Origin of the sequence: Nocardia sp. NPDC059177, from assembly GCF_042755165.1 — a bacterium.
Lineage (GTDB): Bacteria > Actinomycetota > Actinomycetes > Mycobacteriales > Mycobacteriaceae > Nocardia.
Genome location: NZ_JBHZBX010000018.1, coordinates 79,873 through 106,398, shown reverse-complemented (window position 1 = coordinate 106,398; position 26,526 = coordinate 79,873). Strand labels below are relative to the sequence as shown.

Here is a 26,526-nt window from a genome sequence, read left to right as displayed (position 1 = left end):
GGCCTGCGCCGGTGTGGCGTCCACTACGCTCAGCGAGGTGAGCAGTATCCAGGTCGCAGATCAGACCTTTCTCGCCGCGCCGCCCGCCGCGATCGCCGACGTGCTGAGTGCCGCGAACAACTGGCGCCGCTGGTGGCCCGACCTGCGCCTCGACGTGCGCGAGGACCGCGGCGACAAGGGCATCCGCTGGACCGTGGCAGGCGGGCTGACCGGCACCATGGAGGTGTGGCTCGAAGCCGTCCCCGACGGCGCGATCCTGCACTACTTCCTGCACGCCGAACCCGCGAAACCGCTGGCCCCGCGCGCCCTCGTCGCCGCGAACCGGGCCCGCCGGGTGGCGGGCAAGGACATGTCGTTCGAACTGAAGGCACGGCTCGAGGCCGGTCGTCGGGCGGGTGTCGCGCCCGCGCACGTCACGGCGTCCTGACCCCGCCGCAGGCACCACGCACGAAAGGAACTGTTGTCCGTGGCCGACCGGACCCAGAGATCGATCGTCATCCAAGCGCCGTCTCCACAGGTGATGGCCGTCATCGCCGATCTGGAGTCCTACCCGGAGTGGGTGGCGGCCGCGCAGTCGGTCGAGGTGCTCGATCGCGATGCCACCGGCCGGGCGGTGACCGCCCGGTTCGTGCTCGACGCCGGCGTCGTCAAGGACACCTACGTGCTGACCTACACCTGGCGCGCCGACGGCCGCGCGGTGAGCTGGCAGCTGCGCGAGGGTGACCTGCAGAAGGCCCAGGACGGCAGCTACGAGCTGCGCGAGCGGCCCGACGGCAGCACCGAGGTCGTCTACGAACTCACCGTCGACCTGAACATCCCGATGATCGGCATGTTCAAACGCAAGGCCGAGAAGGTCATCACCGACACCGCGCTGAAGGAACTGAAGAAGCGAGTCGAGGGCTGAGCGGCCCGGGTGGTACCCGCGTCGAGCTGTTCGTCGGCAAGGGCGGCGTCGGCAAGACGACGCTGGCCTGCGCGAGCGGGATGAGCTACGCGCGGGCGGGTCAGCGGGTGCTGATCGCCTCGCTCGACCAGGCCCATTCCCTCGGCGACGCCCTCGGTTTCCGGTTTCCGCACGATCCGGGCACGGTCGCCGGCGTCACCCGGGTGGCGCCGGGGCTCGAGGTGATCGAGATCGATTCCCTCGCCCTGCTCGAGGACCGTTTCCGCGATGTGGTGCACATGCTCGCCCAGGGCGGCCCGCACGACCACGGCATCGACCTGGCCGCGCTGGATCCCGCCGAGCTCACCGGACTGCCCGGCGTGCAGGAACTGCTCATGCTGGTCGAGATCGCCCAGTTCACCGAGGAGGACGACTGGGATGTCGTCGTGGTGGACTGTCCGCCCTCGGCCGACATGCTGCGCATCGTCACCGCGCCCGACACCCTGCTCGGCTATCTGGAGCGGATCTGGCCGAAACATCAGCGCACGATGAGCGCGATCGGCACCGATCTGCGCAAGGCCGTGCTGGCGGCCACCGTCGAGCGCGTCGTCAAGGCGGTGACGCAGGTGCGCGACCTGCTCGCCGACCGCACCCGCACCACCGCCCGGCTGATCACCGGCCCCGAACAGGTCGCCGTGGCCGAGGCCAGGCGGGTCCGGTCGGCGGCCGCGTTGCTTGGCCTGCGCCTGGACGCGGTGGTGGTCAACAAGGTGCTGGCGCCGGTGCCGCCGCCCGGTGAGCACGCCCACCCGGCCGTGCACTGGTATCTCAACCGGCGCGCCGAGCAGTTGGAGGTGGTGGCCCGGCTGCACGAGCAGCTCACCGACGTGCCGATCCTGATCGCCCAGCACGCCGGCGCGGAACCGGTGGGAACTTCCGCACTCTCGGCGTTCTCCTACGGTGTCGACACGCTGGCTGGTCCGCACGCGCGAAGCACGGATTCCGGCGAACCGATGGTTCGATGGGAGTCCGGCTCCGGTGTCGACTCCGTGTACGCGATGCGGATGCGGCTGCCGGTGGTCGATCCCGGCACCTTGCGGCTGGGCCGAGTGGAGGACGATCTGATCGTGGGAGCCGACGGGGTGCGCACGCGCGTACGCCTCGCGCCGGTGCTGCAACGCTGCACGGTGGCGGGCGCCGAGCTCGACAACGGTCATCTGGTGGTCCGCTTCCGGCCCGACCCGCAGGTGTGGCCCGCCGATCCGAACTACCCGAAGGCCACCGCAGATGAGTGATCACCCCGACGGCTTCGCCGAGTTCACCGAGGAGCTGCGGCTGCTCGCCGAAGTGCTGCTGGCCCGGGTCGAACCGGTGCTGCGCCGCACCGCCGCCGACGGCCAGGCCGACCTCGGCGGCTGCGCCTGGTGCCCGGTCTGTGCCGCGGCCGCCCTGGTCCGCGGCGACCACCACGATGTCGTGGCCGCCCTCGCCGACCACGGCACCGCCATGGTGACCGTGCTGCGCGAAGCCCTCGCCGGCGTCCCCGTCGACCCGCTGCTGCCACCGGAATGGTTTGAGCACGCCGCGGGCCACCCGAATCCGGCAGCCGATCGCCGCACGACCGATACCGCCGGTGCCGGTCCCGACACCACCGCGGATACCGGTGCGGGGCGGACGGAAGCAGCTGCGGCGCAATCGTCCACCGACCGAGCGCGTCCGCGCTGGGGCAGTGCCCGCCGGGACCCCGACCGGACCCCGCGTCCCCGTCGCGTCGACGAGTACCCGGGCGCACGTCAGCAGGGCGCCCCCACCCGCACCCCACCCGTCCCCCCGGTCTCCCCCTCGACCGGACCCACCGACAATGCTGCCGGCACAACAGATTTCGGCACCGCCGCACGCGAGGACACACGCCGGCGCACCCGCCGCACGGACTATGTCGACATCCCGGTGACGATCCGGGGATGACCGGGCGGATCGACCCTCGACACCTGCTCACCGTCGGCATCGATGTGGGCGGCACGAATATCCGCGCCTCGGTGGTCGACGCCGAGGGCGAGGTGCTCGACACCGTGCAGGCGCCGACCCCGCACGCGGCCCGCGCGCTCGAGGACGCCATCGACCGCGCCGTGCGCGAGCTGGCCCGCCGCCATCCCGTCGCCGCGGTCGGGCTCGCCGTCGCCGGATTCATCTCCGAGGATCGCTCCACGGTCCGCTTCGCCCCGCATCTGCCCTGGCAGGACGCTCCCGTCGCGCAACGGCTCACCGCCCGCCTCGGCCTGCCGGTGCTGCTCGAACACGACGCGAACGCCGCGGGCTGGGCCGAGTACCGCTTCGGCGCGGCGGCGGGCGGGCACACCGTGGTGCTGATCGCGATCGGCACCGGGATCGGCGCCGCCCTGCTCATCGACGGCAAGCTCTACCGCGGCAGCTACGGCATCGCCCCCGAACTGGGTCACCTGCAGGTGGTGCCCGAGGGCCGGGCCTGTCCGTGCGGCAAACGCGGCTGCTGGGAGCGCTACTGCAGCGGTACTGCGCTGGCCGACACCGCGATCGAACTGCTGGCCACCGACCCGGTGCGCTCGGTGCTGGCCCGCGACGTGATCCGCGATCCCGGCTCGCTCACCGGCCGCCGGGTGGCCGGCGCCGCCCAGGACGGCGACGCGCTGGCGGTGCGGGTGATGGCCGACTTCGCCCGCTGGCTCGGCCTCGGCCTGGCCTTCGTCAGCGACATCTTCGACCCGGACCTGGTGGTGATCGCAGGCGGGGTGAGCAGTTCGGCGCCGCTGTTCCTGGACGAGGCGCGCGAACACTACGCGAACGCGGTCACCGGCGCCGGGCACCGGCCGCTGGCCCGGCTGCGCACCACCCAGCTCGGGGAGGCCGCCGGCATGATCGGCGCGGCCGAACTGGCCAGAGCGGCGGTCGGCGCGCCGGTCGCGGGGACCAGCGGGAGATGACCGTCACACCCATGCCGCACGGCTACCGTCCTGGGTTGGTTGTGACCTTCGACCAGCGGTAAAGTCGTTTCCCGACGAGGGTGCACACCACAATTCCGGTCCCGAGGAAAGGATGCCATGTTCTACTGGCTGCTCAAGTTCATCTTCCCGGGACCGTTCATGCACCTGTACAACCGGCCGGTCGTGGAGGGCGTCGAGAACATCCCCACCGACGGTCCGGCGATCATGGCGGGCAATCACCTCTCCTTCGCCGACTGGCTGTTCGCCCCGCTGCTGAGCCCGCGCCGGATCAACTACCTCGCCAAGGCGGAGTACTTCAACACCCCCGGTGTCAAGGGCCGTCTGCAGAAGTTCTTCTTCAGCGGCACCGGCCAGTTCCCGATCGACCGCAGCGGCGCCTCGGCCGCCGAGGACGCGCTCAACGCGGCCCGCAAGCTGCTCGACGAGGGCCGCCTGGTCGGCCTCTACCCGGAGGGCACCCGTTCGCCCGACGGCCGCCTGTACAAGGGCAAGACCGGCATGGCGCGCCTGGCGCTGGAGACCGGTGTCCCGGTCATCCCGGTCGCGGTCATCGGCACCGACAAGGTGAGCCCGCCCGGACCGTTCAAGTGGCGCCGCCAGCAGGTCACCCTGAAGTTCGGTGCCCCCCTGGACTTCTCGCGCTACGAGGGCATGAGCGGCAACCGTTTCGTCGAGCGGGCCGTCACCGACGAGGTGATGTACGAACTGATGCGCCTCACCGGCCAGGAATACGTCGACGTGTACGCGCACAGCCTCAAGAAGGGCGTCGCCCCCACCGACCGTCAGCTCGAGGCCACCCGCATCCCCGACACCGCCGCGAGCTGACAAGCGAACGTTAAGCCGGATGGGCCAGACTGCTCGGCATGTTCAAGCAGTTACTGGCCGCGGCGGGTGTCGGCGGCGCCGAGGTCGACACCCAATTGTTCACTCCCGGTGTGCAGCCCGGCGGAATCGTCGAGGGCGTGATCCGGTTGCGCGGCGGGCGCGTGGATCAGTCCGTCGGGCAGGTGGCGGTCGAATTCATCACCCGCGTCGAGCGTGAGTACGGCGACGGCGAGGAGCACATCGCCGATCAGCCGTTCGGCCGCGTCGGTGTCACCGGGCCGTTCACCCTGCCGGCCGGGCAGGTCGTCGAATTCCGGTTCACCGCACCGGCTCCGCTGGAAACCCCGATCACCTTCTTCGACGGCCACCACCTCCCCGGTGCCGCGGTCGCGGTGCGCACCGTCGTCGACCTGCACGGCGCCCTCGACAGCTGCGACACCGATCCGATCGGGATCGGCGCCCTGCCCGCCCAGCACGTGGTCCTGGATGCCGTGCGGCGCATGGGTTTTCCGTTGCTGCGCACCGATGTCGAGGCGGGCGGCATTCGCGGGCTGCCGCAGCGGCTGCCGTTCTATCAGGAGATCGAATTCGGCCGCTCGCCGCATTTCCCCCGGGTCAACCAGCTCGAACTCACCTTCGTGGCCGACGAGCACGGCCTGCACGTGGTGCTGGAAGCCGATATCGAGGGCGGCTGGTTCCGTGAGGACCGCGACGGCATCGGCATCTTCCGGGTCGAGCACGCCCACGCGGGTCAGCGGGACTGGACCACCGAGATCCATCGCACTCTGCAGGGAATGGGCGCACTGGGCTGATCCACCGTCGCGGACCCGCCACGCGCCGCCCACCCGGTTGGTAGCCTGCACAAAGCACGACGCCGACGGGTGGGCGCCTCGCACAGGTGACCGGTGTCGGCACGACAGTGAGGTGGACATGGCCGGTCGCGATCATGAGGGCCGGGTGCTGCCGTTCGCCCGCTCGGCAACCGATCCGCGCACCGGCAATCCACCCACCGGCCAGGTCGTGCGCAGCGCGCGGCTGGCCGCGGTCCCGGTCGCCTACGCGGGCCGGCGGATCGCGGGTTTCGGCAAGAAGGTGGCGGGCCGCCCGCCCGCCGAGGTCGACCGCGACATCCAGACCCGCACCGCCGAACACCTCTTCCAGGTACTCGGCGAGCTCAAGGGCTGTGTGGCCAAACTCGGGCAGCTGCTCGGGCTGCTGGAACTGGGTCTGGCGCCGGCGCTGGCCGAACCGTACCGGCAAGCCCTCGCCCGCCTGCACGATTCGGCACCCGCCATGCTGCCCGCCACCGTCCACACCGAGCTGGCGCGGCATCTGGGCGCCGACTGGCGCGCGCTGTTCCTGGAATTCGACGATCGCGCGGCGGCGGCCGCCTCGGTCGGGCAGGTCCATCGGGCCGTCTGGTTCGACGGGACGCCGGTGGCGGTGAAGGTGATGTATCCCGGCGCCCGCCGCGCGGTCCTGGCCGATCTGCAGGCCCTGCGCCGGGCCACGCCGTTGTTCGCGGCGCTGCTGCCCGGTGCGGATACTCGCCCGGTCATCGAGGCGCTCTGCGAGGAGATCCGCGGTGAACTCGACTACGCCCGCGAGGCGGCCAACCAGCGTGCCTTCGCCGCCGCCTACGCCGACGATCCGGAGGTGGTGCTGAGCCGGGTGATCGCCCAGCGCGGCGATGTGCTGGTCACCGAATGGCTCGACGGGACCCCGCTGTCGCGGGTGATCCTGCGCGGTGCCCCCGACGAGCTCGACCGCCTCGGCGTGCTGATCCTGCGTTTCCTGTTCTCCGCGCCCGCGCGCGCCCAGCACGTCTACGGCGACCCGCATCCCGGCAACTTCCTGCGTATGCCCGACGGCAGGCTCGGCGTGGTCGACTTCGGCGCCTGCACTCCGTGGCCCGCGGCGTTCCTCGATGTCGCCGGTGACGTGGGCGCCGCCGTGATCGCCGACTCCCCCGCCGATCTCGAGGCCGCCATGCGCCGGCACGGTTTCGTCGCGCCGGGCCGCACCATCGACATCACCACCGTCTCGGCCCGCCTGCGCCCGGTCCGCAAGGCCCTCACCTCGCCCACCTATTCGCTGTCGGCGGACTGGCTGCGCAAACAGGTCAGGGTGGCCACCGATCTGCGCCTGTCGAACGTGCTGCGCCAGTTGACCATGCCCCCGGACCACACCCCCATCCTGCGCTCGTTCCTCGGCGGCCTCGCCGTGCTGTGCCAATTGCGCACCGAGGTCCCGCTGCGCGACGAATGCACCCGCTGGTACCCGGAGACCGCCGCCGCGGCAGGTCTGTGACGCCGGTTCGAGGCGTACGACTGGCGTTCATGTGTCGTTGCCACAGCCGCGTCCCGGTGTTCCGACCGGCGATGCACCGTCGAACGCATGGCTGGTCCGGATTTCACGATGTCCCGGCGCGCGCTGTTGCGCGCCACCGCCCTCGGCATGGTCGCCGCTCCCGCTGTCGCGGCGTGCGGCCCCGGTCTGGTCCGTGCCCGGCCGACGCTGACCCACGGCATCGCCGTCGGCGATCCGCGCAGCGACGGCGCGCTGATCTGGGCGCGGTCGGACCGGCCCGCCACCCTGATCGTGGAGACCGCGGCGACCGAGAAGTTCAGCGACGTCAAACGTTTCACCGGCCCCCTGCTCACCCCGGCCACCGACGGCACCGGCCGGGTGCGCGTCAACGGGCTGCCCGCCGGTCAGCTCGTGCACTACCGCGTGCGTCTCGAGGGCGAGGACGGCGCGAGCTCGGAGACCCTCACCGGCGTCTTCCGCACCGCCCCGGCCACGCCCGCCGACCTCTCCCTGCTGTGGTCCGGCGACGTGGCGGGCCAGGGCTACGGCATCAACCCCGACCTGGGCGGCATGCAGGTCTTCGCGGCGATGGCCGCCCGCGACCCGCACCTGTTCCTGCACTCCGGTGACAGCATCTACGCCGACAACGCGCTGCAGGAGTCGGTGACCCTGCCCGACGGCCGGATCTGGCGCAACCTCACCGCCGAAGCCAAGAACGCCCCCGCCGAGACCCTCGACCAGTTCCGCGGCAACTACGCCTACAACCTCACCGACGACAACTACCGCCGCTTCAACGCGGCCGTCGCCCAGGTGGTCCAGTGGGACGACCACGAGACCACCAACAACTGGTACCCCGGCGGCACCGTCGCCGCCGACAAGGGCTACACCGAACGCAATATGGACACCCTCGCCACCCGCTCCTGGCAGGCCTTCCACGAATGGATGCCGCTGGAGCCGAAGGAAGCCGTCGACGGGCGCCTCTACCGCAAGATCGCCTACGGCCCGCTGCTGGACGTGTTCGTCCTCGACATGCGCACCTACAAGGACGCCAACGGCGCCAACACCGCCGCCCTCGGCAGCGTTTTCGGTCCAGCGCAGACCAAATGGCTCATCGACGGCCTGCGGGACTCGACCGCGACCTGGAAGATCGTCGCCGCCGACCTGCCGCTGGGCCTGATCGTGCCCGACGGCAAAACCGCCTTCGAGGGCCCCGCCAACGCCGCTCCCGGCGCACCCACCGGCCGCGAAACCGAGATCGCCCAGGTGCTCTCGGCGATCAAGGCGAACGGGGTGCGCGATGTCGTCTGGCTCACCGCCGACGTGCACTACACCGCAGCGCACCACTACTCCCCGGCCCGCGCCGACTTCACCGATTTCGACGAGTTCTGGGAGTTCGTCTCCGGTCCGCTCAACGCGGGCGCCTTCGGCCCCAACGATCTCGACCCCACCTTCGGCCCCGAAGCGGTCTTCGTGCACGCGCCGCCGACGGCCAACACCTCACCACTCGACGCGCAGTACCAGCATTTCGGCGAGGTCCGCATCGACGGACGCTCGGCCGCGCTGACCGTGAATCTGTGCGACGCGACCGGAAAAGTGCTGTTCAGCAAGCAGCTCACGCGCGCGGAGAAATAGGTGCGAAGTACCCTGCGCAAGAATGCCCGAGCTGTGGTTAGCTATGCGGTCATGGGCACGCCGCATTCCGTCATCTCCGAAGAATATCTCCCCACCGACACCGCGGATGTCGTTCGCACTGTGCGTGATTCGCGTGATCGTTCGGAACGGCTGACGGTTCGTGGCGGCGAGCAGACCGAAGAGTCCTACGGCTTGACCGATCAGCGCGGTGTGCTGTCGCTGCGGAAGATGAACTCGGTCCTCGACATCAACCTGGGCAGACGCACCGTCCGGGTGCAGGCCGGCGCGAAACTCTCCGAGATCGACCGCCGCCTCGGCGCACACGGACTCGGCCTGCCCGTGGTGGGCGATCACCGCGATATCACCGCGGGCGGGTTCGCCTCGGTCGGCGGCGTCAGCACCGCCTCGCACCGCTACGGCATGTTCATCGACCAGATCGCCGACCTCGAATACGTCGACCCCGACGGCCGGATCGGCACCTGCGGACGCGGCCACCACACCGAGCGGTTCCACCGCATCCTCGGCGCGGGCGGCCGCGCGGGCATCATCACCGCGCTGACCCTCGACGTGGTCGAGGTCGACAAGGACCACACCTGGCTGACCACCGACGCTGACCGGTTCCTGGACTTCGACTCCTTCGTCGAGCACGCCACCACCGAGATCACCAGCCCCGGCAGCGCCGCCCTGCAGGTGGGCCGCTGGGTCGACACCGCGGCGATCAAGGTGACGCGGCCGGTCGGCGCGGGGCAGGTGAACCTCGGTGCCGTCCGCTTCGGGCAGTGGTCGAGTCTGTACCCGACCGCCCCGACCCGCGGTCTGCGGGCGCGGCGCGAGGTCGGTACCCGCACGCGGAAGTCGTTGGGCGCCATCGCCTCCGCTGCCGGTGGGCGCGCGGGCATGCCGGTGCGCAATGCGGCCGCGGGGGCGCTGATGTTCGCGCCCAAGGTGCTCACGATGCGCGATGCGGAATATCTCGCCGACACTGTCATCAATTCCTCCGAGCGCGGGCCCGCCTACCGGGTCGGGGTGTTCGCACCGCTCGCCAACTACGGGTCGGTCTTCTACGGGCTGCACGACCTGTTCGCCGGGCACCGGGAACGGTCGGGGTGCTTCACTGTCATCTCCGCGATGACCTATGGGGTGCGGTCGCCCTATCTGCGTGCCGAAGCTGCCGCGCGTGGGCTGTCGCCTGCTGACTACGGGCTGATCACTTTCACCTGCCGGCTGCGGCCCTCTGCGCTGCCTTCGGAGCAGCTGCGTGAGATCGTCGCGCGGATCGATGACATCTGCCGCTCGGAACAGGCCCTGCGCTACAGCGTTTAGAGGAGAGAGACCAACACAAAAGGCTCCACCGTAATCGGTGGAGCCTTTTGCTTAGGTCTTTCGCCTCAGATCCTGACGCAACCACGTGGAAGCCGACCTCGAGGAGGCCTCGCGAGCGCAGCGAGCGCGCCAGCGCTCCAAAAAATCAGTGCTTCTCTGCGCCGATGTAGTACTCGAAGACGAGGCCGGCTGCGGCGACTAGGACGAGTGCTACGCCCAGGGCGATCAGCCAGTACTGGAAGAAGGCCAGGCCCAGGGCGGTGACCGAACCGGCTGCTGCCAGGGAGATGGGCCAGAAGCTGCCGGGCGAGAAGAAGCCCAGGTCACCGGCGCCGTCGACGATCTCGGCCTCTTCGTAGTCCTCGGGGCGCAGGTCGATGCGGCGCGCTACGAAACGGAAGTAGGTGCCGATGATCAGCGACAGGCCCGCGGTCAGCACGATCGCGGTGGTACCGGCCCATTCGATGCCGGTACGCGACTGCGCGGTGAAGAAACCGTAGACGATGCCCACCAGGATGAAGAACGCCGTGAGCAGTTCGAAGATCCGCGCTTCGATCCTCATATCAGAATCCTCACTTGCTCTCGTTCACCGAAGCGCTCTTGATATCACGCTTGGTGTTGAAGGGGTACGTGGAGGTGGCCACCGGCGACTCGCCGATCGACTCGAGGGCCTCACCGTTGGTCATGCCGTCGATGCGCGCCTGCATGTACTTGGCGTACTTCTCCGGCGAGACCGCGCGGACCTCGAAGTTCATCATCGAGTGGTAGGTGCCGCACATCTCGGCGCAGCGGCCGACGAACGCGCCTTCCTTCTCGATCTCGGAGATCTGGAAGACGTTGTCGGACTGGTTTTCCTTCGGGTTCGGCATCACGTCGCGCTTGAACATGAACTCCGGCACCCAGAAGGCGTGGATCACGTCGGCGGCGGCGAGCTGGAACTCGATGCGCTTGCCGGTCGGCAGCACCAGGACCGGGATCTCGGTGCTGGAGCCGATGGTCTCGACCTTGTCGTAGTGCAGGTACGAGAGGATGTCGTTGGCCGGCTTGCCGTGCACCGGGCCCGGCTGCGGGTGACCCTCTTCGTTGGTGCGCTCCTCGTACTGCGCCAGCTGCTCTTCGTTCGCCAGCTCACGCTCGGTGTCGATGCCGTTCCAGGTCAGCCCGCCGACATTGTTGATGTTGCGGTAGCCGAACTTCCAGTTCCACTGGAAGGCGGTCACGTCGACGGTGACATCCGGATTGTCGGTCTTCTCGTGCACGTAGTTCTGCACGACAACGGTGAAGTAGAACAGCACCGCGATGATCACGAACGGGATCGCGGTGTAGGTCAGTTCCATCGACACGTTGTAGCCCGTCTGGCGCGGGAACTCCGGGGAGTCCTTGCGCTTGCGGTGCATGATGACGGTCCAGAAGGTCAGGCCCCAGACCAGCACGCCCATGGCGAGCGCGGCCAGGACCGACCAGGTCCACAGCTCCCGCATGCGGGTGGCCTGCGGCGTGATGCCCGAGGGCCAGCCGAACCGCAGCCAAACATTGTCGATCGAGCAGCCCGAGACGAGGACGGCAGTGATCCCCAAGGACACCGCCAGCCCGGCCCGCCGAAGGATACGGCCCTGCCGACCCCGAACGGGTCGAGCCCCGATCTCTTCGCTCGCCTTGTGCGCCACGCTCACGCCTTCCTGGTCGCCACACATTCCGACACATCGCGTCGTCACAGGCCGCGATTCGCCCGCGCCGACGCGTCTTCAAAGCAGTTTCAGGCCGCCCTCGAGTATTGCTGCTGTGATGCCTGCACACCTGAGAAGGACCTGAGTACTACGCAGCGTAGACCAAAGCGGGCACTCTCTTGTCGCGGGGTCGGTTTCGACACTCCGCCGTGACCACCATGATCATCCCGACCTGCGGTTTGGCCGCCGCCGGTGGCGCGTCCAGTCCCCGCGACCGGGTGAAGGCGGCGTGTCGGTGCCCGGTGCGGCATACTCGGACACAGCGTTTCGGTCCGCCAGTGGCCACCCCATCATCGAACGAGAGAAGGTTGCCGACACCGTGTGCGGACTGCTCGGATTCCTGACAGCTGATACGGCGACGACCGAGGTGGTCGATCAGGTGTACGACGCCCTGCACTGCCAGCGCCACCGCGGCCCGGATGAGAAGGGGACCTGGCACGACGAGCACATGATCTTCGGCTTCAACCGCCTCTCGATCATCGATATCGAGCACTCGCACCAGCCGCTGCGCTGGGGCCCGGCGGAGAACCCGCAGCGCTACGCGATGACGTTCAACGGCGAGATCTACAACTACCTGGAGCTGCGCGAACAGCTGGCCGCCGAGCACGGCGCCGAGTTCGCCGACGGCAAGATCTTCGCCACCGACGGTGACGGCGAGGCCATTGTGGCCGCCTTCCACTTCTGGGGTCCCGAGGCCGTGCGCAAGCTGCGCGGCATGTTCGCCTTCGCGATCTGGGACACCGAGACCCAGGAGCTGTTCCTGGCGCGCGACCCCTTCGGCATCAAGCCGTTGTTCTACGCGACCGGCCCCGGCGGGACCGCCTTCGCCAGCGAGAAGAAGAGCGTGCTCGAACTGCTGAGCCCGCTCGAGGTGTCCGACGAGCTGGACCCGCGCGCGCTCGAGCACTACACGGTCCTGCAGTACGTGCCCGAGCCCGAGTCGCTGCACAAGAACATCCGCCGCCTGGAGTCCGGCACCTACGCCACGGTGAAGGCCGGGCAGGAGCCGAAGACCACCCGCTACTTCCGTCCCGACTTCCGGGTGCGCCCGTTCGCCGAGGGCGCCGAGCAGGCCCGGTACGCCGAGATCGCGGCCGCCCTCGAGGACTCGGTCGCCAAGCACATGCGCGCCGATGTCACCGTCGGCTCGTTCCTGTCCGGCGGCATCGACTCCACCGCCATCGCGGCGCTGGCCATGCGGCACAACCCGAAACTCATCACCTTCACCACCGGTTTCGAGCGCGAGGGCTACTCCGAGGTCGATGTGGCCGCCGAGAGCGCGGAGCTGATCGGCGCGCGCCACATCGTCAAGGTGGTCTCCCCCGCCGAGTTCGCCGCCGCCATCCCCGAGATCGTCTGGTACCTCGACGACCCGGTCGCCGACCCGGCGCTGGTGCCGCTGTACTTCGTGGCCAAGGAGGCCCGCAAGCACGTCAAGGTGGTGCTCTCCGGCGAGGGCGCCGACGAACTGTTCGGCGGCTACACCATCTATCGGGAACCGTTGTCGCTCAAGCCCTTCGAGTATCTGCCCGCCGGGCTGCGCAAGCTCGTCGGCAAACTCGGCGACCGCATTCCCGACGGCAAGCGCGGCAAGTCACTGCTCCAGCGTGGTTCACTCACCCTCGAGGACCGCTACTACGGCAATGCCCGCAGCTTCAACGACGCCCAGCTGCGCGCGGTGCTGCGCGATTTCCGCCCCGAGTGGACCCACCAGGACGTCACCGCCCCCCTCTACGCCCAGTCCGCCGGCTGGGACCCGGTGGCCCGCATGCAGCACCTGGACCTGTTCACCTGGCTGCGCGGCGACATCCTGGTCAAGGCCGACAAGATGACCATGGCCAACTCCCTGGAACTGCGCGTGCCGTTCCTGGACAACGAGGTCATGCGCGTCGCCCAGGGCCTGCCCTACGACCAGAAGATCACCAGGGAGACCTCCAAGTACGCGCTGCGCCAGGCCCTGGACGGCATCGTCCCCGACCACGTCCTCCACCGCGCCAAGCTCGGCTTCCCCGTCCCCCTGCGCCACTGGCTGCGCGGCACCGAACTCTACGACTGGGCCGAGACCCAGATCGCCGACTCCCAGACCGACCACCTCATCGACAAGGCCGCCGTCCGCCAGATGCTGCGCGACCACAAAGCCGGCCTCTCCGACCACAGCCGCCGCCTCTGGACTCTCCTGGTCTTCATGGTCTGGCACGGCATCTTCGTCGAAAACCGCATCAAGCCCGAAATCCAGGAACCGGTCTACCCAGTCTCGCTGTAAACCCTGCCCCGAACGCCCTTATGCTGCCGGGTGAAGGGAAGTACTTCGGGGAACGGGGAGACATGGCTGAACCATCCACCACGTCACCAGGCAGCACCGACCTGACGGTCGCGCAGGTGCTGTCCTGGCAGACAACGACCTTGACCGCGCTGGCGACGCGGTGGTCCGCCCAGGCACGGGGGCTGACCACCTTCGACGACAGCGCCTACCGCGCGGTCGACAGCAGCATCGATTTCTGGCGCGGTGCCGCCGGTGACGCGATGCGGGCCGGCCACGAGACACGACGAACCGCCACGAAGACGCTGATCACCGCCCTCACCGACGGCGCCGCCGCCGCGGGCGCCGGTGCGACCGAGCTGGACGCGGCCCGTACCGCGGTGGAGCGGGCCGTCCGCACGGCCGAGGCCAACGGCAACCAGGTCGCCGACGACGGCACCGTCTCCCTGTCGACCAGCACCCACCAGACACTGCTGGCGCAGCTTCCCGATGCCGCGTCCTACGCGGTCGCCGCGGGCGCGTTGCAGGTCGACGCGAACAGTTCCACCACCGCGGTCAAGCAGGCCCTCACCGACGCCGGGACGGCGGCGACAGCGGTCGCCACCTCGATCGAGCAGGCCTTCGCCGGCCTCGCCGAGAGCGAGACCCTGATCAGTCCGGCGCCGCAGAACATCGACGGCCGCGAGATCTGGGACACCACGTCGGACCCGCAGGGCCGCGCCATTCTGCAGCGCTACCTGACCGGCGGCGGGGACTGGTACATCAACAGCGATCCGGAGTGGTCGGAGTACATGATGAGCAACCAGTTGCTGCGCAGCCAGCTCGAGGAGCCGGTGACCACAGCGGCGCAGGCCGCGCTGCAGGGCTATCTGGCCAACGGCAACCCCTCGCAGGCCGGCACACCGCAGAGCCTGCATGCCGAGATCGAGAACGGCGAGGCGATCATCGGCTACCAGTATCTGCACGGAACCGACTCGACCGTCGGCGATTTCACCTTCCTGCCGAACTCGACGGTCAAGCCGCGGGGTGACGGCACCTATGAGGTGACGATGCACAACAGCTACACCTGGAACGACATCATCGATCCGAATCCGCAGTACGGCTCCGATCAGACCAAGAGCGCGATCGCGGAGGCGATCACGCTCGGTACCGCCGATCCGTACAACATCCACATCAACTGGACGGGTAGCACCACCTTGATCATGGACGCGTCCGGCAACGTGCTCAGCCAGAGCGGGTACCCGAAATGATGCGCAGGACAGTGATCGGCGTGTTGCTCGCGGGGGCTGTGCTCACCACGGGGGCCTGTGGCCCGACGATCGACGAGGGCAACGCTCGGGGTACGCCGGTCACGACCGCGCACGCGAAGTTCGCCGTACCGGGGACGTCGGCGATCTCGCCGAGCGGGTTCTACGAGGCGAAGGTCAATCCCGACGGGGAGCTGTCGATGTATGTGTCGATCGTCGACACCCGCACCGGCGCCGAGGTCTTCCGGGGGACCGACAAGTACAGCACCAGCCGCCACCATCGCTATGTGGTCGGCTGGTTGTCCACCGCGCCGGAGGAACTCTGGATCCGGACCGGTGATGTGGGCACCTTCCGGGTGGACCGCGGCCCGGACGGCTTCTGGACCAAGTCGGGCCCGAAGGTCATTCCGTCCGAGGTCGCCGACTGGTAGGGATGACGACGCCCCCGGATCCGCTCGATCCGGGGGCGTTCGGTGTCCGGCTTACAGCAGGGCGGAGAGCTCGTCGGCAGCGTCGGTGCCGTAGGCCTTGGTGAGGCGTTCGATGGCTTCGTCCTTGTTGAGGGTCCATTCCTGGGTGCCGGTGGTCTCCAGGACCAGGACGGCGATCAGGGAGCCGAGCTGGGCGGCGCGTTCCAGGCTGAGGCCGGCGCGGTGGGCGGTGAGGAAGCCGGCGCGGAAGCCGTCGCCGACGCCGGTCGGGTCGACCTTGGCCACCTCGGGCACCACGCCGACGCGGACCTCGGTGCCGTCGGCGTCGACCACGAGCACGCCGTCGGCGCCCAGGGTGGTGACCCGGATGCCGACCTTGGCGGCGATCTCGGCTTCGCTCAGGCCGGTCTTCTGGAGTAGCAGACCCCACTCGTACTTGTTGGTGAACAGGTAGGCGGCGCCGTCGACGAGTTCGGTGGTCTGCTCGCCGTCGAGGCGGGCCAGCTGCTGGGACGGGTCGGCCGCGTAGGCGATGCCCTGTGCCTTGGCCTGGCGGGTGTGCGCGACCATCGCCTCGGGGTCGTTGGCGCCGACCAGCACCAGGTCGACCGCGTGCGCGGCGGCGATCGCGGCGATGTCGATATCGCGGGCCTCGCTCATCGCGCCCGGGTAGAAGGAGGCGATCTGCGCCATCGCCTCGTCGGTGGTGCAGACGAACCGGGCGGTGTGCGCGGTACCGGAGACGTGCACCGCCGAGCAGTCGACGCCGCTGTCCTCCAACCACTTCCGGTAGTCGGCGAAGTCGGCACCGACCGCGCCGACCAGCACCGGCCGCTGCTTGAGCAGGCCCATCGCGTAGGCGATGTTGCCCGCCACCCCGCCGCGACGGATCTGCAGATCGTCGACGAGGAAACTCAGGGACACATGATCGAGCTGATCGGCGAGCAGCACATCGGCGAACTTGCCGGGAAATCGCATGAGGTGGTCGGTGGCGATGGACGCGGACACAGCAACAGACACGAGGCAGGGCCCCTTCGACGCTAGACGGGGAAACGAGAAAAGCCCGGAACCAACCGATCCCGGACTTCAACGGTAGCAAGCATCACAACCCCCACGGTTCACCTCACCGCAACCCGCCACCACCACACCCCGGAGTAGACGAACCACGCCGACACCCGACGACCCACGCCGACACCCGACGACCCACCCCACACACAACAAATCACAACCACTCCCGCGAGTGGCCCACGCCCACCTGACGCCCCCACCTACGGACTCCCAACCCGACCACCACGGTTTTCGGCCGCCTCGCATCCGAGGGGCGATACGTCACGGCGCAGCCGGAGTATCGCCCCTCGGATGTGAGGCTTACCAGGCCGAAAACCCGCGGCGCCAGCCGCCGATAACGCAGCCGAAAACCCGCGGCGCCAGCCGCTAATTAAAGCTGTCTCCGCAGGCGCAAGAGCCGGTGGCGTTGGGGTTGTCGATGGTGAAGCCCTGCTTCTCGATCGTGTCGACGAAGTCGATCGACGCACCCTGAATGTAAGGAGCGCTCATCCGGTCGACAGCCAGCTTCACACCGGAGAAGTCGACCACGATGTCGCCGTCGAGGACCCGGTCGTCGAAGAAGAGCTGGTAGCGCAGGCCGGCACAGCCACCCGGCTGGACGGCGATACGCAGGGCGAGGTCGTCGCGACCTTCCTGGTCGAGCAGCGCCTTCGCCTTGGCGGCGGCAGCGTCGGTCAGCGTCGCACCGTGGGTCTCGGTGGCGGTCTCGTTCTGCACAGTCATGGACACTCCTTGTTCGACTCAGCCCGTCAACGGACCTCAGGTGCACAGCGCACGACAGTGGGCAACACCGTCACACAGCCTGTTATTCCTATTTTGCCACCCGCACGTCAACCCGTGGACACGCCCTGGGTGCTTCGCCCCACACTACGCCCTCTGCGGGTGTGATCCTGCTCGCACAGCGGCGCCGATGAGACCGGGCCCACCGTGCACCGGACCGCGTTTCCCGCCCGGCGACCCGATCGAATAGCCTGGTGAACGTGAAATTGTTCCGTCGCGACGAGTCCAGCACCATCGACGAGTCCGTCGACGCCTCGGTGCCGGACGCAGATCAGGCCGCCGCCTCCGCTTCGACCACTCCCGGCAAGGGGCGTCCCACGCCGAAACGGCGTGACGCGGAAGGCAAGCGGCGTGGCCCGGTGGCGCCCGCCCCGATGACCGCCAAGGAGGCCCGCGCGCGCCGCAAGGCCGTCAAGGGCAACAAGGAGGACCGCAAGGCCGCTGCCGCCGATCGGCGCGCCGCCGTGCAGGATCGCCGGGCCCGCATGCTGGCCGGTGAGGACAAGTACCTGTTGCCGCGCGATCAGGGCCCGGTGCGTGCCTATGTGCGCAATATCGTCGATGCCCGGCGCAATCTGGTCGGCTTGTTCATGCCGATGGCGCTGGTGCTGATCATGTCGATGTTCGTCGCGCCCGGCCTGCAGACCATTGTCACCTTGGCGATGCTGGTGATGATGGTCTTCATGATCATCGAGGGTTTCGTGCTCGGCCGGATCGTGAACAACCGGGTGATCGAGCGGTTCCCCGACACCACCGATACCGGTTTCAAGCTGGGCTGGTACGCCTTCGTGCGCGCGTCGCAGATCCGCAAGATGCGCGCGCCCAAGCCGCAGGTCGGGCCAGGCGACGCCGTCTGAGTCCCCGTCCCACCGATGCCGTTCCACCACACCGGTGGGACGGCATTCGTGTTGTCAGCTGTGGCCGCGCGGGATGTGGTCCGCGTAGCCGGCGATGGCGGTGAGTTCGGCGGCGATGCGCTCGCGGTCGCGGTCGACGGCGCCGGTCGAGCCCGCGGTGCCGCGCCCGATCAGGAGGGCGAGTCCGAGGACGAGGGCCAGGGCGATCAGAAAAGTCAGCATGGCAGAAAGTTTGCGCGCAGAGATTTTCCGCCGAAAGTGGCAGTTCTGTCATTGTGCGCAAAGATTCAGCCAGATAGCATGGGCTGATGCTGTCCAAGGTCGCCGTGGTCCTCAACGACCGGCTCGCCATGTTCGAATTCGGCGTCGTCTGTGAGGTTTTCGGGCTCGACCGGACCGCCGACGGCCTGCCCGGCTTCGACTTCCGGGTGTGTGGGTCCGAGCCGGGCAAGCCGCTGCGCTCCACCAGCCCGGGCGTCTCGGTCACCCCCGACTACGGTCTCGACGAACTCGCCCATGCCGATCTGGTCGCGATTCCGGCCTTCCCGATCCACGTCGACCACGCCTACGACCCGCAGGTCGTCGAGGCGGTCCGGGCGGCCGCGGCGGCGGGTGCCATCGTGCTCACCGTCTGCTCCGGCGCGTTCCTCGCCGGTGCCGCCGGGCTGCTCGACGGCCGCAAGTGCACCACCCACTGGCGCTATGTCGACAAGCTCGCGACCCAGTTCCCGGCCGCGACCGTCGACCCGGATGTGCTGTTCGTCGACGAGGGCAATCTGATCACCAGCGCGGGCACCGCCGCGGGCATCGACGCCTGCCTGCATCTGGTCCGCCGCGAGATCGGCACCGCCGCCGCCAACGGCATCGCCCGCCGCATGGTCGTCCCGCCCCAGCGCGACGGCGGCCAGCGCCAGTTCATCGAACAGCCCGTCCCTGCCTGCACCACCGCGGGACTGGCGAGCACGCTGAGCTGGCTCACCGAGAACCTGGCCGAGGCGCACACCGTCGAGGACCTCGCCGCCCGCGCCGGCATGTCCACCCGCACCTTCGCCCGCCGCTTCGCCGCCGAGGCCGGCACCACCCCGGTCAAGTGGCTCACCACCCAGCGCGTGCTGTTCGCCAAGCAGCTGCTGGAAGCCACCGAGCTGCCGCTGGACCGGGTCGCCGATCGCTGCGGTTTCGGCTCCGGCGCGCTGCTGCGGCACCATTTCCAGCGGCAGGTGGGGATCGCGCCCACCGAATACCGGCGCCGGTTCGGCGCGTCGCGGTGAGCGTCACACGATCGACACAATGTCGCGAAACCCCTGTGAGTCAACACAATCGGGCACCTATCACGGTTGTATCACGAGCGTGAGTGCTTGACGGAACAGCGGGCGACTGGTCAGCTGACTGCGTGTTGCGCGCGTGGCCCGGTAGTTCTCGTTGGTCGATCACTTTTCTCGCCGTGATGGCGGCCGCGCTGTTCGTCGCGGCACCCGGCCTGGCCACCGCCGCACCCTTCGCGACTCCCGTATTGCGCGCGCCCGCAGGCGGATTCGAGGAGCTCACGGTCCCGTCGAGCATGGGCCCGATCAAGGTACAGGTGCAGTGGGCGGCCCGCGGCGGCAGCTCGGCGCTGTATCTGCTCGACGGTTTGCGCGCCCCCGCCGATCACAGCCAGTGGACCACCGACACCGACGCCCTGCGCCAATTCGCCGGTGACAATGTGACGCTGGTGTTTCCGGTCGGCGGCCATTCCAGTTTCTATACCGATTGGTACCGCCCGAGCAGTACCAATCAGCAACAGATCACCTATAAATGGGAAACTTTCCTGACCGAGGAGCTGCCCGATTTCCTCGCGTCCTACGGGGTCTCCCGCACGAACAACGCGATCGTCGGCGCCTCCATGGGCGGCAACGCGGCACTGGTGCTGGCCGCGCACCATCGCGACCAGTTCCGTTTCGCCGGGTCGTTCTCCGGGTTCGTCAACCCGACCTATCCGCTGTGGGATCAGGCCATGCGCGCCGCCATGCTCGACGAGGGCAATTTCGACGTCTACGACATGTGGGGCCCGCCCACCGACCCCGCCTGGGCCCGCAACGACGCCACCGTGCAGGCCGAACTGCTGCGCGGGCTGCCGATCTACGTCACCAGCGGCAACGGCGTACCCGGCGCGTTCGACCTGCCCAACGGCCTCGGCGACACCGTCAACGCGATGGGCCTCGAGGCGATGTCGGCGACCGCCGCGCAGATCTTCCGCGACCGGACGACGGCACTGGGTGTCTCCGCCCGCGTCGACATCCTCAACGGCACCCACACCTGGCCGTACTGGCAACAGGCCCTCACCACCGCCCGCCCGATGATCCTGGACGCGCTGGCCGCCTCTGCGTGACGGTTGCTACGGTGATCCGATGCCAGTGAGCTCGTTGCCGGTTCGGACTCTTGTGCTCGGTGGGGCGCGGTCCGGGAAGTCGGGATTCGCCGAGAACCTGCTGACGGACGAACCCACGGTCCGGTATCTGGCGACCGCCGTGCTCGACCCGGCCGATCACGACTTCGCCGACCGGATCGCCGGGCATCGCGAGCGCAGGCCCGCGCACTGGTCGACCGTCGAGAACACCGAGCCCGCAACGGTTCTCGCCGACCCGGCGCCCGCCACCCTGCTCGACGACATCGGCACCTGGCTCACCGCGCGGCTCGACGCCAGGGCGGCGTGGGAGGCTCCGCGCGGCACCGTCGCCCCCGACTGTGACGCCTTGGTGGCGGCCGTCGCGGACTATCGGCGGCGGCTGGTGATCGTCTCCCCCGAGGTCGGCATGGGCGTCATCCCGGCGACCCGCTCGGGCCGGCTGTTCCGCGACGAGATCGGCACCCTCAATCAGCGGCTCGCGCAGGTGTGCGACGAGGCGTTCCTGGTTGTGGCGGGGCTGCCCGTGCGATTGAAATGATCCGGGGCCGGTCTGTGCGGCGCGCCGCGATCCGGGCAAGATGAGCGGCGGAGGAAGGCACCACTGTCGAAAGGCTTGCTTGTGACTCACGGATTCGGCCCGGTCGCGGCCCCGGACGCGCAGGTGCGCGCGGCGGCCGAGCAGCGCCAGCGGCAGCTGACCAAACCGGCCGGGTCGCTGGGCCGGCTCGAACAGCTCGGCAACTGGGTCGCCGCCTGCCAGGGTGTGTGCCCGCCCGCGCAGTTCGAGCGTGCCAGGGTGGTCGTCTTCGCCGGTGATCACGGTGTCGCCGGGCACGGCGTGTCCGCTTATCCCAGCGAGGTCACCGCGCAGATGGTGGCCAATTTCCTGGCCGGCGGGGCCGCGGTGAACGCGCTCGCCGCGGTCGCGGGTGCGACCGTGCGGGTGGTCGACATCGCTGTCGACGGTGACACCGACCCGTCGGTCTCCGGGCACAAGGTGCGCCGCGGCAGCGGGGCGATCGACCGCGAGGACGCCCTGAGCGCGGACGAGGTCACCGCCGCGCTGGCCGCGGGCCGCGCCATCGCCGACGAGGAGATCGACGGCGGTGCCGACCTGCTCGTCGCCGGTGACATGGGTATCGGCAACACCACCCCCGCCACCGTCCTCGTGGCGACGCTCACCGGCACCGAACCGGTCGCCGCGGTCGGGCGCGGCACCGGCGTCGACGACGCGGGCTGGATCCGCAAGGTCGCCGCCATCCGCGACGGCATGCGCCGCGCCCGCCCCATCGCCACCGACCCGGTCGATCTGCTGCGCGTCGCGGCGGGCGCCGACTTCGCCGCCATGGCCGGTTTCCTCGCCCAGGCCGCGATCCGGCGCACCCCCGTCCTGCTCGACGGTGTGGTGGTGACCGCCGCGGCCCTGGTCGCCGAGGACCTCGCCGCGGGCGCGAAGGCCTGGTGGCTGCCCGCCCACCGCTCCACCGAACCGGCCCACGACCTGGCATTGAAGCATCTGCGCCTGGACCCGCTGATCGACCTGGACATGCGCCTGGGCGAGGGCTCCGGCGCCCTCACCGCCCTGCCCGTCCTGCGCGCCGCCGTGGCCACCCTCGCCGAGATGTCGACCTTCGCCGACGCGGGGGTCAGCACCGCCGACGAGCCGGACTCCGTCGACCTCGCGAAGTGAACCGCACGAGCACGCGGACCACGGCCGGCCGGAGTCCGGTGTGAACAGCGTGCGGCTCGCCGTGTCGTGGCTGACGGTGCTGCCCGTCACCGGACCGCGGACGATCGATCGCGCCGCGGCCGGTCGTGCCATCGCGCTCGCGCCGCTGGTCGGCCTGCTGCTCGGCGGTCTCGCCGCGGCGGCGATGTGGTCCTCGCACCGGGCCGGGCTGAGCACCACCCTGGCCGGACTGCTCACCGTCGGCCTGCTGGCGCTGTTCACCCGGGGCATGCACCTGGACGGCCTGGCCGACACCGTCGACGGGCTCGGCAGCTACGGGCCGCCCGAGCGGGCCAGGCAGATCATGAAGTCCGGCGGCGCAGGCCCGTTCGGCGTCGCGGCGCTGATCTTCGCGATCGGCATCCAGGCGGTGGCTTTCGCGGGGCTGGCCGAGCAGCACCGCTGGTGGGCGATCGCGCTCGCCGTCGCGGTGGGGCGCGTGGCCGTCGTGGCGGCCTGTCGGGCGGGCATCCCGGCGGCTCCCGACGCCGGTTTCGGTGCCCTGGTAGCGGGCACCCAGCCCCGCCGGGTCGTGGTGAGCTGGCTCGCGCTCGCGCTCGCCGCGGCCTCGGTGGCGGCTCCGGCGACTCTCTGGCTCGGCCCCCTCGTCGTCGCCGTCGCCCTCGCTCTCGCCGTTTTTATCACCCGTCACTGCGCGCGCCGCTTCGAAGGATTGTCCGGCGATGTCCTCGGCGCGGTGGTCGAGATCACGGTTTCCCTTGCCGCAGTAGGTTTTTCGCTGATGGCGTGAGGTGGACAGCCGGCACCGCCGGGCTACACCCGGTCACAACGCGAATATTGGCCGCTTGTGTGGTCGCACAGACCGTCCGCTCATCGGTACTCGGTGGCCTCCCCAGCACACCGGTGGCAATACAGTGGGTGCCATGTCATCCGAGCGCCTCTACTTCCGCCAGCTGCTGTCCGGCCGGGATTACGCCGTCGGCGATCCGATCGCGACGCAGATGCGTAATTTCGCGTATCTGATCGGCGACCGGGAGACCGGCGAAACCCTCCTCGTCGACCCGGCCTACGCGGCATCCGACCTGGTCGACGTGGCCGCTGCCGACGGCATGCGGGTCAGCGGCGTCCTTGCCACCCACCACCATCCCGACCATGTCGGCGGCACCATGCTCGGCTTCACCCTCGGTGGCGTCGCCGAACTGCTCGAGCAGACCAGCGTCGCGGTCCATGTGAACAAGCAGGAACTGGACTGGGTCGCCCAGACCACCGGCATCGCGCCCAGCGAGCTGACCGGCCACGACAACGGCGACAAGGTCACCGTCGGCGCCTTCGAGATCGAGTTACTCCACACCCCGGGTCACACGCCGGGCAGCCAGTGCTTCCTGTTCGACAACCGCCTGATCTCCGGCGACACCCTGTTCATCGACGGCTGCGGCCGCACCGATTTCCCCGGCGGCGACTCCGACGAGATGTTCCGCAGCCTGCGCCGCCTGGCCGCCCTGGACGGCAACCCCACCGTCTACCCCGGCCACTGGTACTCCGAATCCCCCAGCGCCGCACTCGGTTCGGTCAAAGACAACAACTACGTCCTACGCCCGCAAACCCTCCAGCAATGGCAAGCCCTCATGCCCGGCTGACACGACAACGGCGGGTTCCCCATCGGGAACCCGCCGTCTGCGTGTGAGACCTACAGCGTGCGCATCCAGCCGTGGGTGTCGGCGAAGGTGCCGCGCTGGATTCCGGTCAACGTGTCGCGCAGCGCCATCGTGACCTCGCCCGGCTCACCGCCACCGATGCTGAACTCGCCGTCGTGCGAGCGCACCCAGCCCACCGGCGTGATCACCGCGGCGGTGCCGCACGCGAAAACCTCACTGATCTCCCCGGATTCGGCGCCCTTGCGCCATTCCGCCACCGAGATCTTGCGTTCCTCGACCGGGTAGCCGGAGTCGGCGGCCAGGGTCAGCAGCGAGTCGCGGGTGATGCCGGGCAGCAGCGAACCGGACAGTTCCGGGGTCACCAGCCGGGCCTCGGAGCCGGTACCGAAGACGAAGAACAGGTTGTTGGTGCCCATCTCCTCGACGTAGCTGCGCTCGCACGCGTCCAGCCAGACCACCTGGTCACAGCCCTTCTCGGTGGCCTGTGCCTGCGCGAGCAGCGAGGCCGCGTAGTTGCCCGCCACCTTCGCCTCACCGGTGCCGCCGGGCGCCGCGCGCACGTATTCGGTGGACAGCCACACCCGCACCGGCTTGACCCCGCGCGGGAAGTAGGCGCCGGCCGGCGAGGCCAGCAGCAGGTACTTGTAGGCCGAGGCCGGCTTCACGCCGAGACCGGCCTCGGTGGAGAACATGAACGGGCGTAGGTAGAGCGAGTCCTCGCCGCCGGCGGCGGGCACCCAGTCGGCGTCCACGTCGAGGAGCTGGCGCACGGATTCGACGAACAGCTCCTCGGGCAGCTCGGCCATCGCCATCCGCGCCGCCGAGCGGCGGAACCGTGCCGCGTTGGCGTCGATGCGGAAAGTGGCGATGCTGCCGTCGGACTGCCGGTAGGCCTTGAGTCCTTCGAAGATGGCCTGGCCGTAGTGGAACACCATGGTGGCCGGGTCCATCGACAGCGGGCCGTACGGTTCGACCCGCGCGCTGCCCCACTGCCCGTCGGCGTAGTCGATCGACACCATGTGGTCGGTGAAGAAACGTCCGAATCCGGGGGCCGCCAGTACCTCTGCCCGCTGCTGCGCCGAGACGGGCGCGGGGTGCGGGATACGAGTGAACTGTGCAGCGACTGTCATGATGCGATCCTATCGGGCGGGGGTGGTCACTTCGTGTTGGTGTCGACGAACGGCGGCTTGGTCACTTCGGCGCGCAGTTTGCGGCCGCGCACGTCGACCTCCACCTCGTCGCCGGGCGCCAGCTTCGCGTCGGTGTCGAGCAGCGCCAGCGCGATGCCGACCTTGAGCGAGGGCGAGAAGGTGCCCGAGGTGGTCTCGCCGACCGGCGCGCCGTCGCGCAGCACGGTCTGGCCCTGCCGCAGCACGCCGCGGTCCAGCGCTTTCAGGCCCATCAGCTGGCGGCGCGGTCCGTCGGCCTTCTCCTGTTCGAGGGCGGTCTTGCCCCAGAACTCCGGCTTCTTCCAGCCGACCGCCCAGCCGGTGCGGGCCTGGTTCGGGGAGATGCCGAGGGAGAGTTCGTGGCCGTGCAGCGGGTAGCCCATCTCGGTGCGCAGGGTGTCGCGCGCGCCCAGGCCCGCGGGCTGACCACCGGCGGCGCGCACCTGCTCGACCAGGGCGCGGAACACCGGTTCGGCGTCGTCCCAGCTCGGCAGCAGCTCGTAGCCGTGTTCGCCGGTGTAGCCGGTGCGGCACACCCGGACCGGGCGGCCGTCCCATTCGGCGTCGGCGTAGGCCATGTACTCCATCTCGGTGGGCAGCCCGAGCGCGGTCAGCACCTCGCCGGACTTCGGGCCCTGTACCGCGAAGACGGCGTAGTCGCGGTGCTCGTCGGTGACCGTGATCCCGGCGGGCGCGTCCGCGCGCAACGCGGCGACCACGGCGGCGGTATTGGCCGCGTTCGGCACCAGGAACACCTCGTCGTCACCGACGTAGTAGGCGATCAGGTCGTCGATCACGCCGCCGTCGGCCGCGCAGCACAGCGTGTACTGCGCCTTGCCGGGACCGATCCGGCCGAGATCGTTGGTCAGCGTCGCGTTCACGAACGCCGCGGCGCCCGGCCCGGCCACGGTGGCCTTGCCCAGGTGACTCACATCGAAGAGCCCGACGGTGGTCCGCACCGCGGTGTGCTCGCCGACGGTCCCGGCGTACTGCACCGGCATCTCCCACCCACCGAACGGGGCGAAGGTGGCTCCGAGCTCGACATGAACAGCGTGGATGGGGCCCTCGAGCAGCGCGTCGTCGGTCATGGCCCCGAGCTTATCGGGCGCCGCCCGCGCCGTGCGAACCTCCCGATCCGCACCACCGAGCCCCTGGAATTGGGGGACGCGGGCCCGCTCGCGGACTGACAGGATCAGCGACCAGGAACCGCCGCACGGTCGGTGCGTCGGCAGCGGTGGCGTTCATCAGCAGGTTCAGGTCGCCGCCGGCGAAGAAGGTCGGCTGGGCGGGCTCGGCGCGGCG

27 protein-coding genes are annotated in these 26,526 nt (G+C 69.5%); 20 read left to right on the top strand and 7 right to left on the bottom strand.

Annotated features, from left to right (window positions below):
- Nucleotides 1-37 precede the first annotated feature (37 nt).
- From ACFXK0_RS21905 to ACFXK0_RS21860, 10 genes are all read left to right on the top strand, one after another.
- A complete protein-coding gene (locus ACFXK0_RS21905) occupies nt 38-427 on the top strand; it encodes a polyketide cyclase / dehydrase and lipid transport (protein ID WP_379412457.1) in 390 nt (129 codons plus the stop codon).
- 39 nt (nt 428-466) lie between these two features.
- Nucleotides 467-904 (top strand): SRPBCC family protein, encoded by a 438-nt coding sequence (locus ACFXK0_RS21900; protein ID WP_379412455.1) that lies wholly within the window; start codon nt 467-469, stop codon nt 902-904.
- Complete coding sequence (locus ACFXK0_RS21895) at nt 901-2,178, top strand: ArsA family ATPase (RefSeq protein ID WP_379412516.1); 1,278 nt, start codon at nt 901-903, stop codon at nt 2,176-2,178. Before ACFXK0_RS21900 ends, ACFXK0_RS21895 begins: the two co-directional genes overlap by 4 nt.
- Complete coding sequence (locus tag ACFXK0_RS21890; RefSeq protein WP_379412454.1) at nt 2,171-2,848, top strand: hypothetical protein; 678 nt, start codon at nt 2,171-2,173, stop codon at nt 2,846-2,848. Before ACFXK0_RS21895 ends, ACFXK0_RS21890 begins: the two co-directional genes overlap by 8 nt.
- Nucleotides 2,845-3,840 carry an ROK family protein gene (locus tag ACFXK0_RS21885; RefSeq protein WP_379412453.1) on the top strand — a complete coding sequence of 332 codons (996 nt, stop codon included), beginning with the start codon at nt 2,845-2,847 and terminating at the stop codon, nt 3,838-3,840. Before ACFXK0_RS21890 ends, ACFXK0_RS21885 begins: the two co-directional genes overlap by 4 nt.
- 117 nt (nt 3,841-3,957) lie before the next feature.
- Complete coding sequence (locus ACFXK0_RS21880; protein ID WP_379412452.1) at nt 3,958-4,686, top strand: lysophospholipid acyltransferase family protein; 729 nt, start codon at nt 3,958-3,960, stop codon at nt 4,684-4,686.
- A gap of 38 nt (nt 4,687-4,724) precedes the next feature.
- Entirely contained in the window at nt 4,725-5,498 is a 774-nt protein-coding gene (locus ACFXK0_RS21875; protein ID WP_379412451.1) for a sporulation protein, read from the top strand.
- A gap of 118 nt (nt 5,499-5,616) precedes the next feature.
- Nucleotides 5,617-6,996 (top strand): ABC1 kinase family protein, encoded by a 1,380-nt coding sequence (locus ACFXK0_RS21870; protein WP_379412449.1) that lies wholly within the window; start codon nt 5,617-5,619, stop codon nt 6,994-6,996.
- 87 nt (nt 6,997-7,083) lie between these two features.
- Nucleotides 7,084-8,628 carry an alkaline phosphatase D family protein gene (locus ACFXK0_RS21865; protein ID WP_379412448.1) on the top strand — a complete coding sequence of 515 codons (1,545 nt, stop codon included), beginning with the start codon at nt 7,084-7,086 and terminating at the stop codon, nt 8,626-8,628.
- 51 nt (nt 8,629-8,679) lie between these two features.
- On the top strand, nt 8,680-9,951 hold the full coding sequence (locus tag ACFXK0_RS21860; protein WP_379412446.1) for an FAD-binding oxidoreductase: 1,272 nt from the start codon (nt 8,680-8,682) through the stop codon (nt 9,949-9,951).
- 145 nt (nt 9,952-10,096) lie between these two features.
- Here ACFXK0_RS21860 and ACFXK0_RS21855 read toward each other — a convergent pair whose 3' ends face one another.
- Complete coding sequence (locus ACFXK0_RS21855; RefSeq protein ID WP_379412445.1) at nt 10,097-10,513, bottom strand: cytochrome c oxidase subunit 4; 417 nt, start codon at nt 10,511-10,513, stop codon at nt 10,097-10,099.
- Nucleotides 10,514-10,523: 10 nt separating this feature from the next.
- The gene (locus tag ACFXK0_RS21850; RefSeq protein WP_379412444.1) at nt 10,524-11,645 is read right to left on the bottom strand and encodes a cytochrome c oxidase subunit II; all 1,122 of its coding nucleotides are present in this window, start codon (nt 11,643-11,645) and stop codon (nt 10,524-10,526) included.
- A 352-nt stretch (nt 11,646-11,997) separates the two neighbouring features.
- Here ACFXK0_RS21850 and asnB point away from each other — a divergent pair, with 352 nt between their 5' ends.
- The 3 genes from asnB to ACFXK0_RS21835 all read left to right on the top strand — a co-directional run bounded on the left by asnB (nt 11,998) and on the right by ACFXK0_RS21835 (nt 15,616).
- Entirely contained in the window at nt 11,998-13,941 is a 1,944-nt protein-coding gene (gene asnB, locus ACFXK0_RS21845) for an asparagine synthase (glutamine-hydrolyzing) (protein ID WP_379412442.1), read from the top strand.
- 62 nt (nt 13,942-14,003) lie between these two features.
- Nucleotides 14,004-15,188 (top strand): hypothetical protein, encoded by a 1,185-nt coding sequence (locus ACFXK0_RS21840; protein ID WP_379412441.1) that lies wholly within the window; start codon nt 14,004-14,006, stop codon nt 15,186-15,188.
- Complete coding sequence (locus ACFXK0_RS21835) at nt 15,185-15,616, top strand: hypothetical protein (RefSeq protein WP_379412439.1); 432 nt, start codon at nt 15,185-15,187, stop codon at nt 15,614-15,616. The genes ACFXK0_RS21840 and ACFXK0_RS21835 overlap by 4 nt, the downstream gene beginning before the upstream one ends.
- A 51-nt stretch (nt 15,617-15,667) precedes the next feature.
- On the opposite strand, the gene ACFXK0_RS21830 is transcribed toward ACFXK0_RS21835, so the two are convergent.
- Nucleotides 15,668-16,594 (bottom strand): carbohydrate kinase family protein, encoded by a 927-nt coding sequence (locus ACFXK0_RS21830; protein ID WP_379412515.1) that lies wholly within the window; start codon nt 16,592-16,594, stop codon nt 15,668-15,670.
- 456 nt (nt 16,595-17,050) lie between these two features.
- Nucleotides 17,051-17,407: an iron-sulfur cluster assembly accessory protein gene (locus ACFXK0_RS21825; protein WP_071927238.1), complete on the bottom strand. Its 357-nt coding sequence runs from the start codon at nt 17,405-17,407 to the stop codon at nt 17,051-17,053.
- A gap of 314 nt (nt 17,408-17,721) precedes the next feature.
- Between ACFXK0_RS21825 and ACFXK0_RS21820 the strand changes: the two genes are divergently transcribed.
- Entirely contained in the window at nt 17,722-18,321 is a 600-nt protein-coding gene (locus ACFXK0_RS21820) for a DUF3043 domain-containing protein (RefSeq protein WP_379412513.1), read from the top strand.
- A 54-nt stretch (nt 18,322-18,375) separates the two neighbouring features.
- Here ACFXK0_RS21820 and ACFXK0_RS21815 read toward each other — a convergent pair whose 3' ends face one another.
- Nucleotides 18,376-18,543: a hypothetical protein gene (locus ACFXK0_RS21815; protein ID WP_379412437.1), complete on the bottom strand. Its 168-nt coding sequence runs from the start codon at nt 18,541-18,543 to the stop codon at nt 18,376-18,378.
- An 86-nt stretch (nt 18,544-18,629) separates the two neighbouring features.
- On the opposite strand from ACFXK0_RS21815, the gene ACFXK0_RS21810 reads away from it, so the two are divergent.
- From ACFXK0_RS21810 to ACFXK0_RS21785, 6 genes are all read left to right on the top strand, one after another.
- Nucleotides 18,630-19,592 (top strand): helix-turn-helix domain-containing protein, encoded by a 963-nt coding sequence (locus ACFXK0_RS21810; RefSeq protein ID WP_379412436.1) that lies wholly within the window; start codon nt 18,630-18,632, stop codon nt 19,590-19,592.
- Nucleotides 19,593-19,768: 176 nt separating this feature from the next.
- Nucleotides 19,769-20,692, top strand: a complete 924-nt coding sequence (locus ACFXK0_RS21805; protein ID WP_379412435.1) for an alpha/beta hydrolase — start codon at nt 19,769-19,771, stop codon at nt 20,690-20,692.
- 19 nt (nt 20,693-20,711) lie between these two features.
- On the top strand, nt 20,712-21,248 hold the full coding sequence (locus ACFXK0_RS21800; RefSeq protein WP_379412433.1) for a bifunctional adenosylcobinamide kinase/adenosylcobinamide-phosphate guanylyltransferase: 537 nt from the start codon (nt 20,712-20,714) through the stop codon (nt 21,246-21,248).
- Between the two features lie 81 nt (nt 21,249-21,329).
- Nucleotides 21,330-22,400: a nicotinate-nucleotide--dimethylbenzimidazole phosphoribosyltransferase gene (gene cobT / locus ACFXK0_RS21795; protein ID WP_379412432.1), complete on the top strand. Its 1,071-nt coding sequence runs from the start codon at nt 21,330-21,332 to the stop codon at nt 22,398-22,400.
- A 40-nt stretch (nt 22,401-22,440) separates the two neighbouring features.
- Nucleotides 22,441-23,190 (top strand): adenosylcobinamide-GDP ribazoletransferase, encoded by a 750-nt coding sequence (locus tag ACFXK0_RS21790; protein ID WP_379412431.1) that lies wholly within the window; start codon nt 22,441-22,443, stop codon nt 23,188-23,190.
- Between the two features lie 133 nt (nt 23,191-23,323).
- Entirely contained in the window at nt 23,324-24,037 is a 714-nt protein-coding gene (locus ACFXK0_RS21785) for an MBL fold metallo-hydrolase (RefSeq protein WP_379412430.1), read from the top strand.
- A 50-nt stretch (nt 24,038-24,087) separates the two neighbouring features.
- Here the strand turns inward: ACFXK0_RS21785 and ACFXK0_RS21780 are convergent, their stop codons facing one another.
- Both ACFXK0_RS21780 and gcvT read right to left on the bottom strand, forming a co-directional pair.
- Complete coding sequence (locus ACFXK0_RS21780) at nt 24,088-25,185, bottom strand: branched-chain amino acid aminotransferase (protein ID WP_379412429.1); 1,098 nt, start codon at nt 25,183-25,185, stop codon at nt 24,088-24,090.
- 26 nt (nt 25,186-25,211) lie between these two features.
- Complete coding sequence (gene gcvT / locus ACFXK0_RS21775; protein WP_379412427.1) at nt 25,212-26,312, bottom strand: glycine cleavage system aminomethyltransferase GcvT; 1,101 nt, start codon at nt 26,310-26,312, stop codon at nt 25,212-25,214.
- Nucleotides 26,313-26,526 lie beyond the last annotated feature (214 nt).

Excerpts from the sequence above, each read along its gene's own strand:
- ACFXK0_RS21880 (WP_379412452.1), top strand. The coding sequence starts at position 3,958 with ATGTTCTACTGGCTGCTCAAGTTCATCTTCCCGGGACCGTTCATGCAC.
- ACFXK0_RS21890 (WP_379412454.1), top strand. The coding sequence starts at position 2,171 with ATGAGTGATCACCCCGACGGCTTCGCCGAGTTCACCGAGGAGCTGCGG.
- ACFXK0_RS21855 (WP_379412445.1), bottom strand. The coding sequence starts at position 10,513 with ATGAGGATCGAAGCGCGGATCTTCGAACTGCTCACGGCGTTCTTCATC.
- ACFXK0_RS21805 (WP_379412435.1), top strand. The coding sequence starts at position 19,769 with ATGGCGGCCGCGCTGTTCGTCGCGGCACCCGGCCTGGCCACCGCCGCA.
- ACFXK0_RS21830 (WP_379412515.1), bottom strand. The coding sequence starts at position 16,594 with ATGCGATTTCCCGGCAAGTTCGCCGATGTGCTGCTCGCCGATCAGCTC.
- ACFXK0_RS21780 (WP_379412429.1), bottom strand. The coding sequence starts at position 25,185 with ATGACAGTCGCTGCACAGTTCACTCGTATCCCGCACCCCGCGCCCGTC.
- ACFXK0_RS21815 (WP_379412437.1), bottom strand. The coding sequence starts at position 18,543 with ATGCTGACTTTTCTGATCGCCCTGGCCCTCGTCCTCGGACTCGCCCTC.
- ACFXK0_RS21850 (WP_379412444.1), bottom strand. The coding sequence starts at position 11,645 with ATGTGTGGCGACCAGGAAGGCGTGAGCGTGGCGCACAAGGCGAGCGAA.
- ACFXK0_RS21835 (WP_379412439.1), top strand. The coding sequence starts at position 15,185 with ATGATGCGCAGGACAGTGATCGGCGTGTTGCTCGCGGGGGCTGTGCTC.
- ACFXK0_RS21810 (WP_379412436.1), top strand. The coding sequence starts at position 18,630 with ATGCTGTCCAAGGTCGCCGTGGTCCTCAACGACCGGCTCGCCATGTTC.
- ACFXK0_RS21800 (WP_379412433.1), top strand. The coding sequence starts at position 20,712 with ATGCCAGTGAGCTCGTTGCCGGTTCGGACTCTTGTGCTCGGTGGGGCG.
- ACFXK0_RS21865 (WP_379412448.1), top strand. The coding sequence starts at position 7,084 with ATGGCTGGTCCGGATTTCACGATGTCCCGGCGCGCGCTGTTGCGCGCC.
- ACFXK0_RS21875 (WP_379412451.1), top strand. The coding sequence starts at position 4,725 with ATGTTCAAGCAGTTACTGGCCGCGGCGGGTGTCGGCGGCGCCGAGGTC.
- ACFXK0_RS21870 (WP_379412449.1), top strand. The coding sequence starts at position 5,617 with ATGGCCGGTCGCGATCATGAGGGCCGGGTGCTGCCGTTCGCCCGCTCG.
- ACFXK0_RS21785 (WP_379412430.1), top strand. The coding sequence starts at position 23,324 with ATGTCATCCGAGCGCCTCTACTTCCGCCAGCTGCTGTCCGGCCGGGAT.
- ACFXK0_RS21825 (WP_071927238.1), bottom strand. The coding sequence starts at position 17,407 with ATGACTGTGCAGAACGAGACCGCCACCGAGACCCACGGTGCGACGCTG.
- ACFXK0_RS21840 (WP_379412441.1), top strand. The coding sequence starts at position 14,004 with ATGGCTGAACCATCCACCACGTCACCAGGCAGCACCGACCTGACGGTC.
- ACFXK0_RS21860 (WP_379412446.1), top strand. The coding sequence starts at position 8,680 with ATGGGCACGCCGCATTCCGTCATCTCCGAAGAATATCTCCCCACCGAC.
- ACFXK0_RS21885 (WP_379412453.1), top strand. The coding sequence starts at position 2,845 with ATGACCGGGCGGATCGACCCTCGACACCTGCTCACCGTCGGCATCGAT.
- gcvT (WP_379412427.1), bottom strand. The coding sequence starts at position 26,312 with ATGACCGACGACGCGCTGCTCGAGGGCCCCATCCACGCTGTTCATGTC.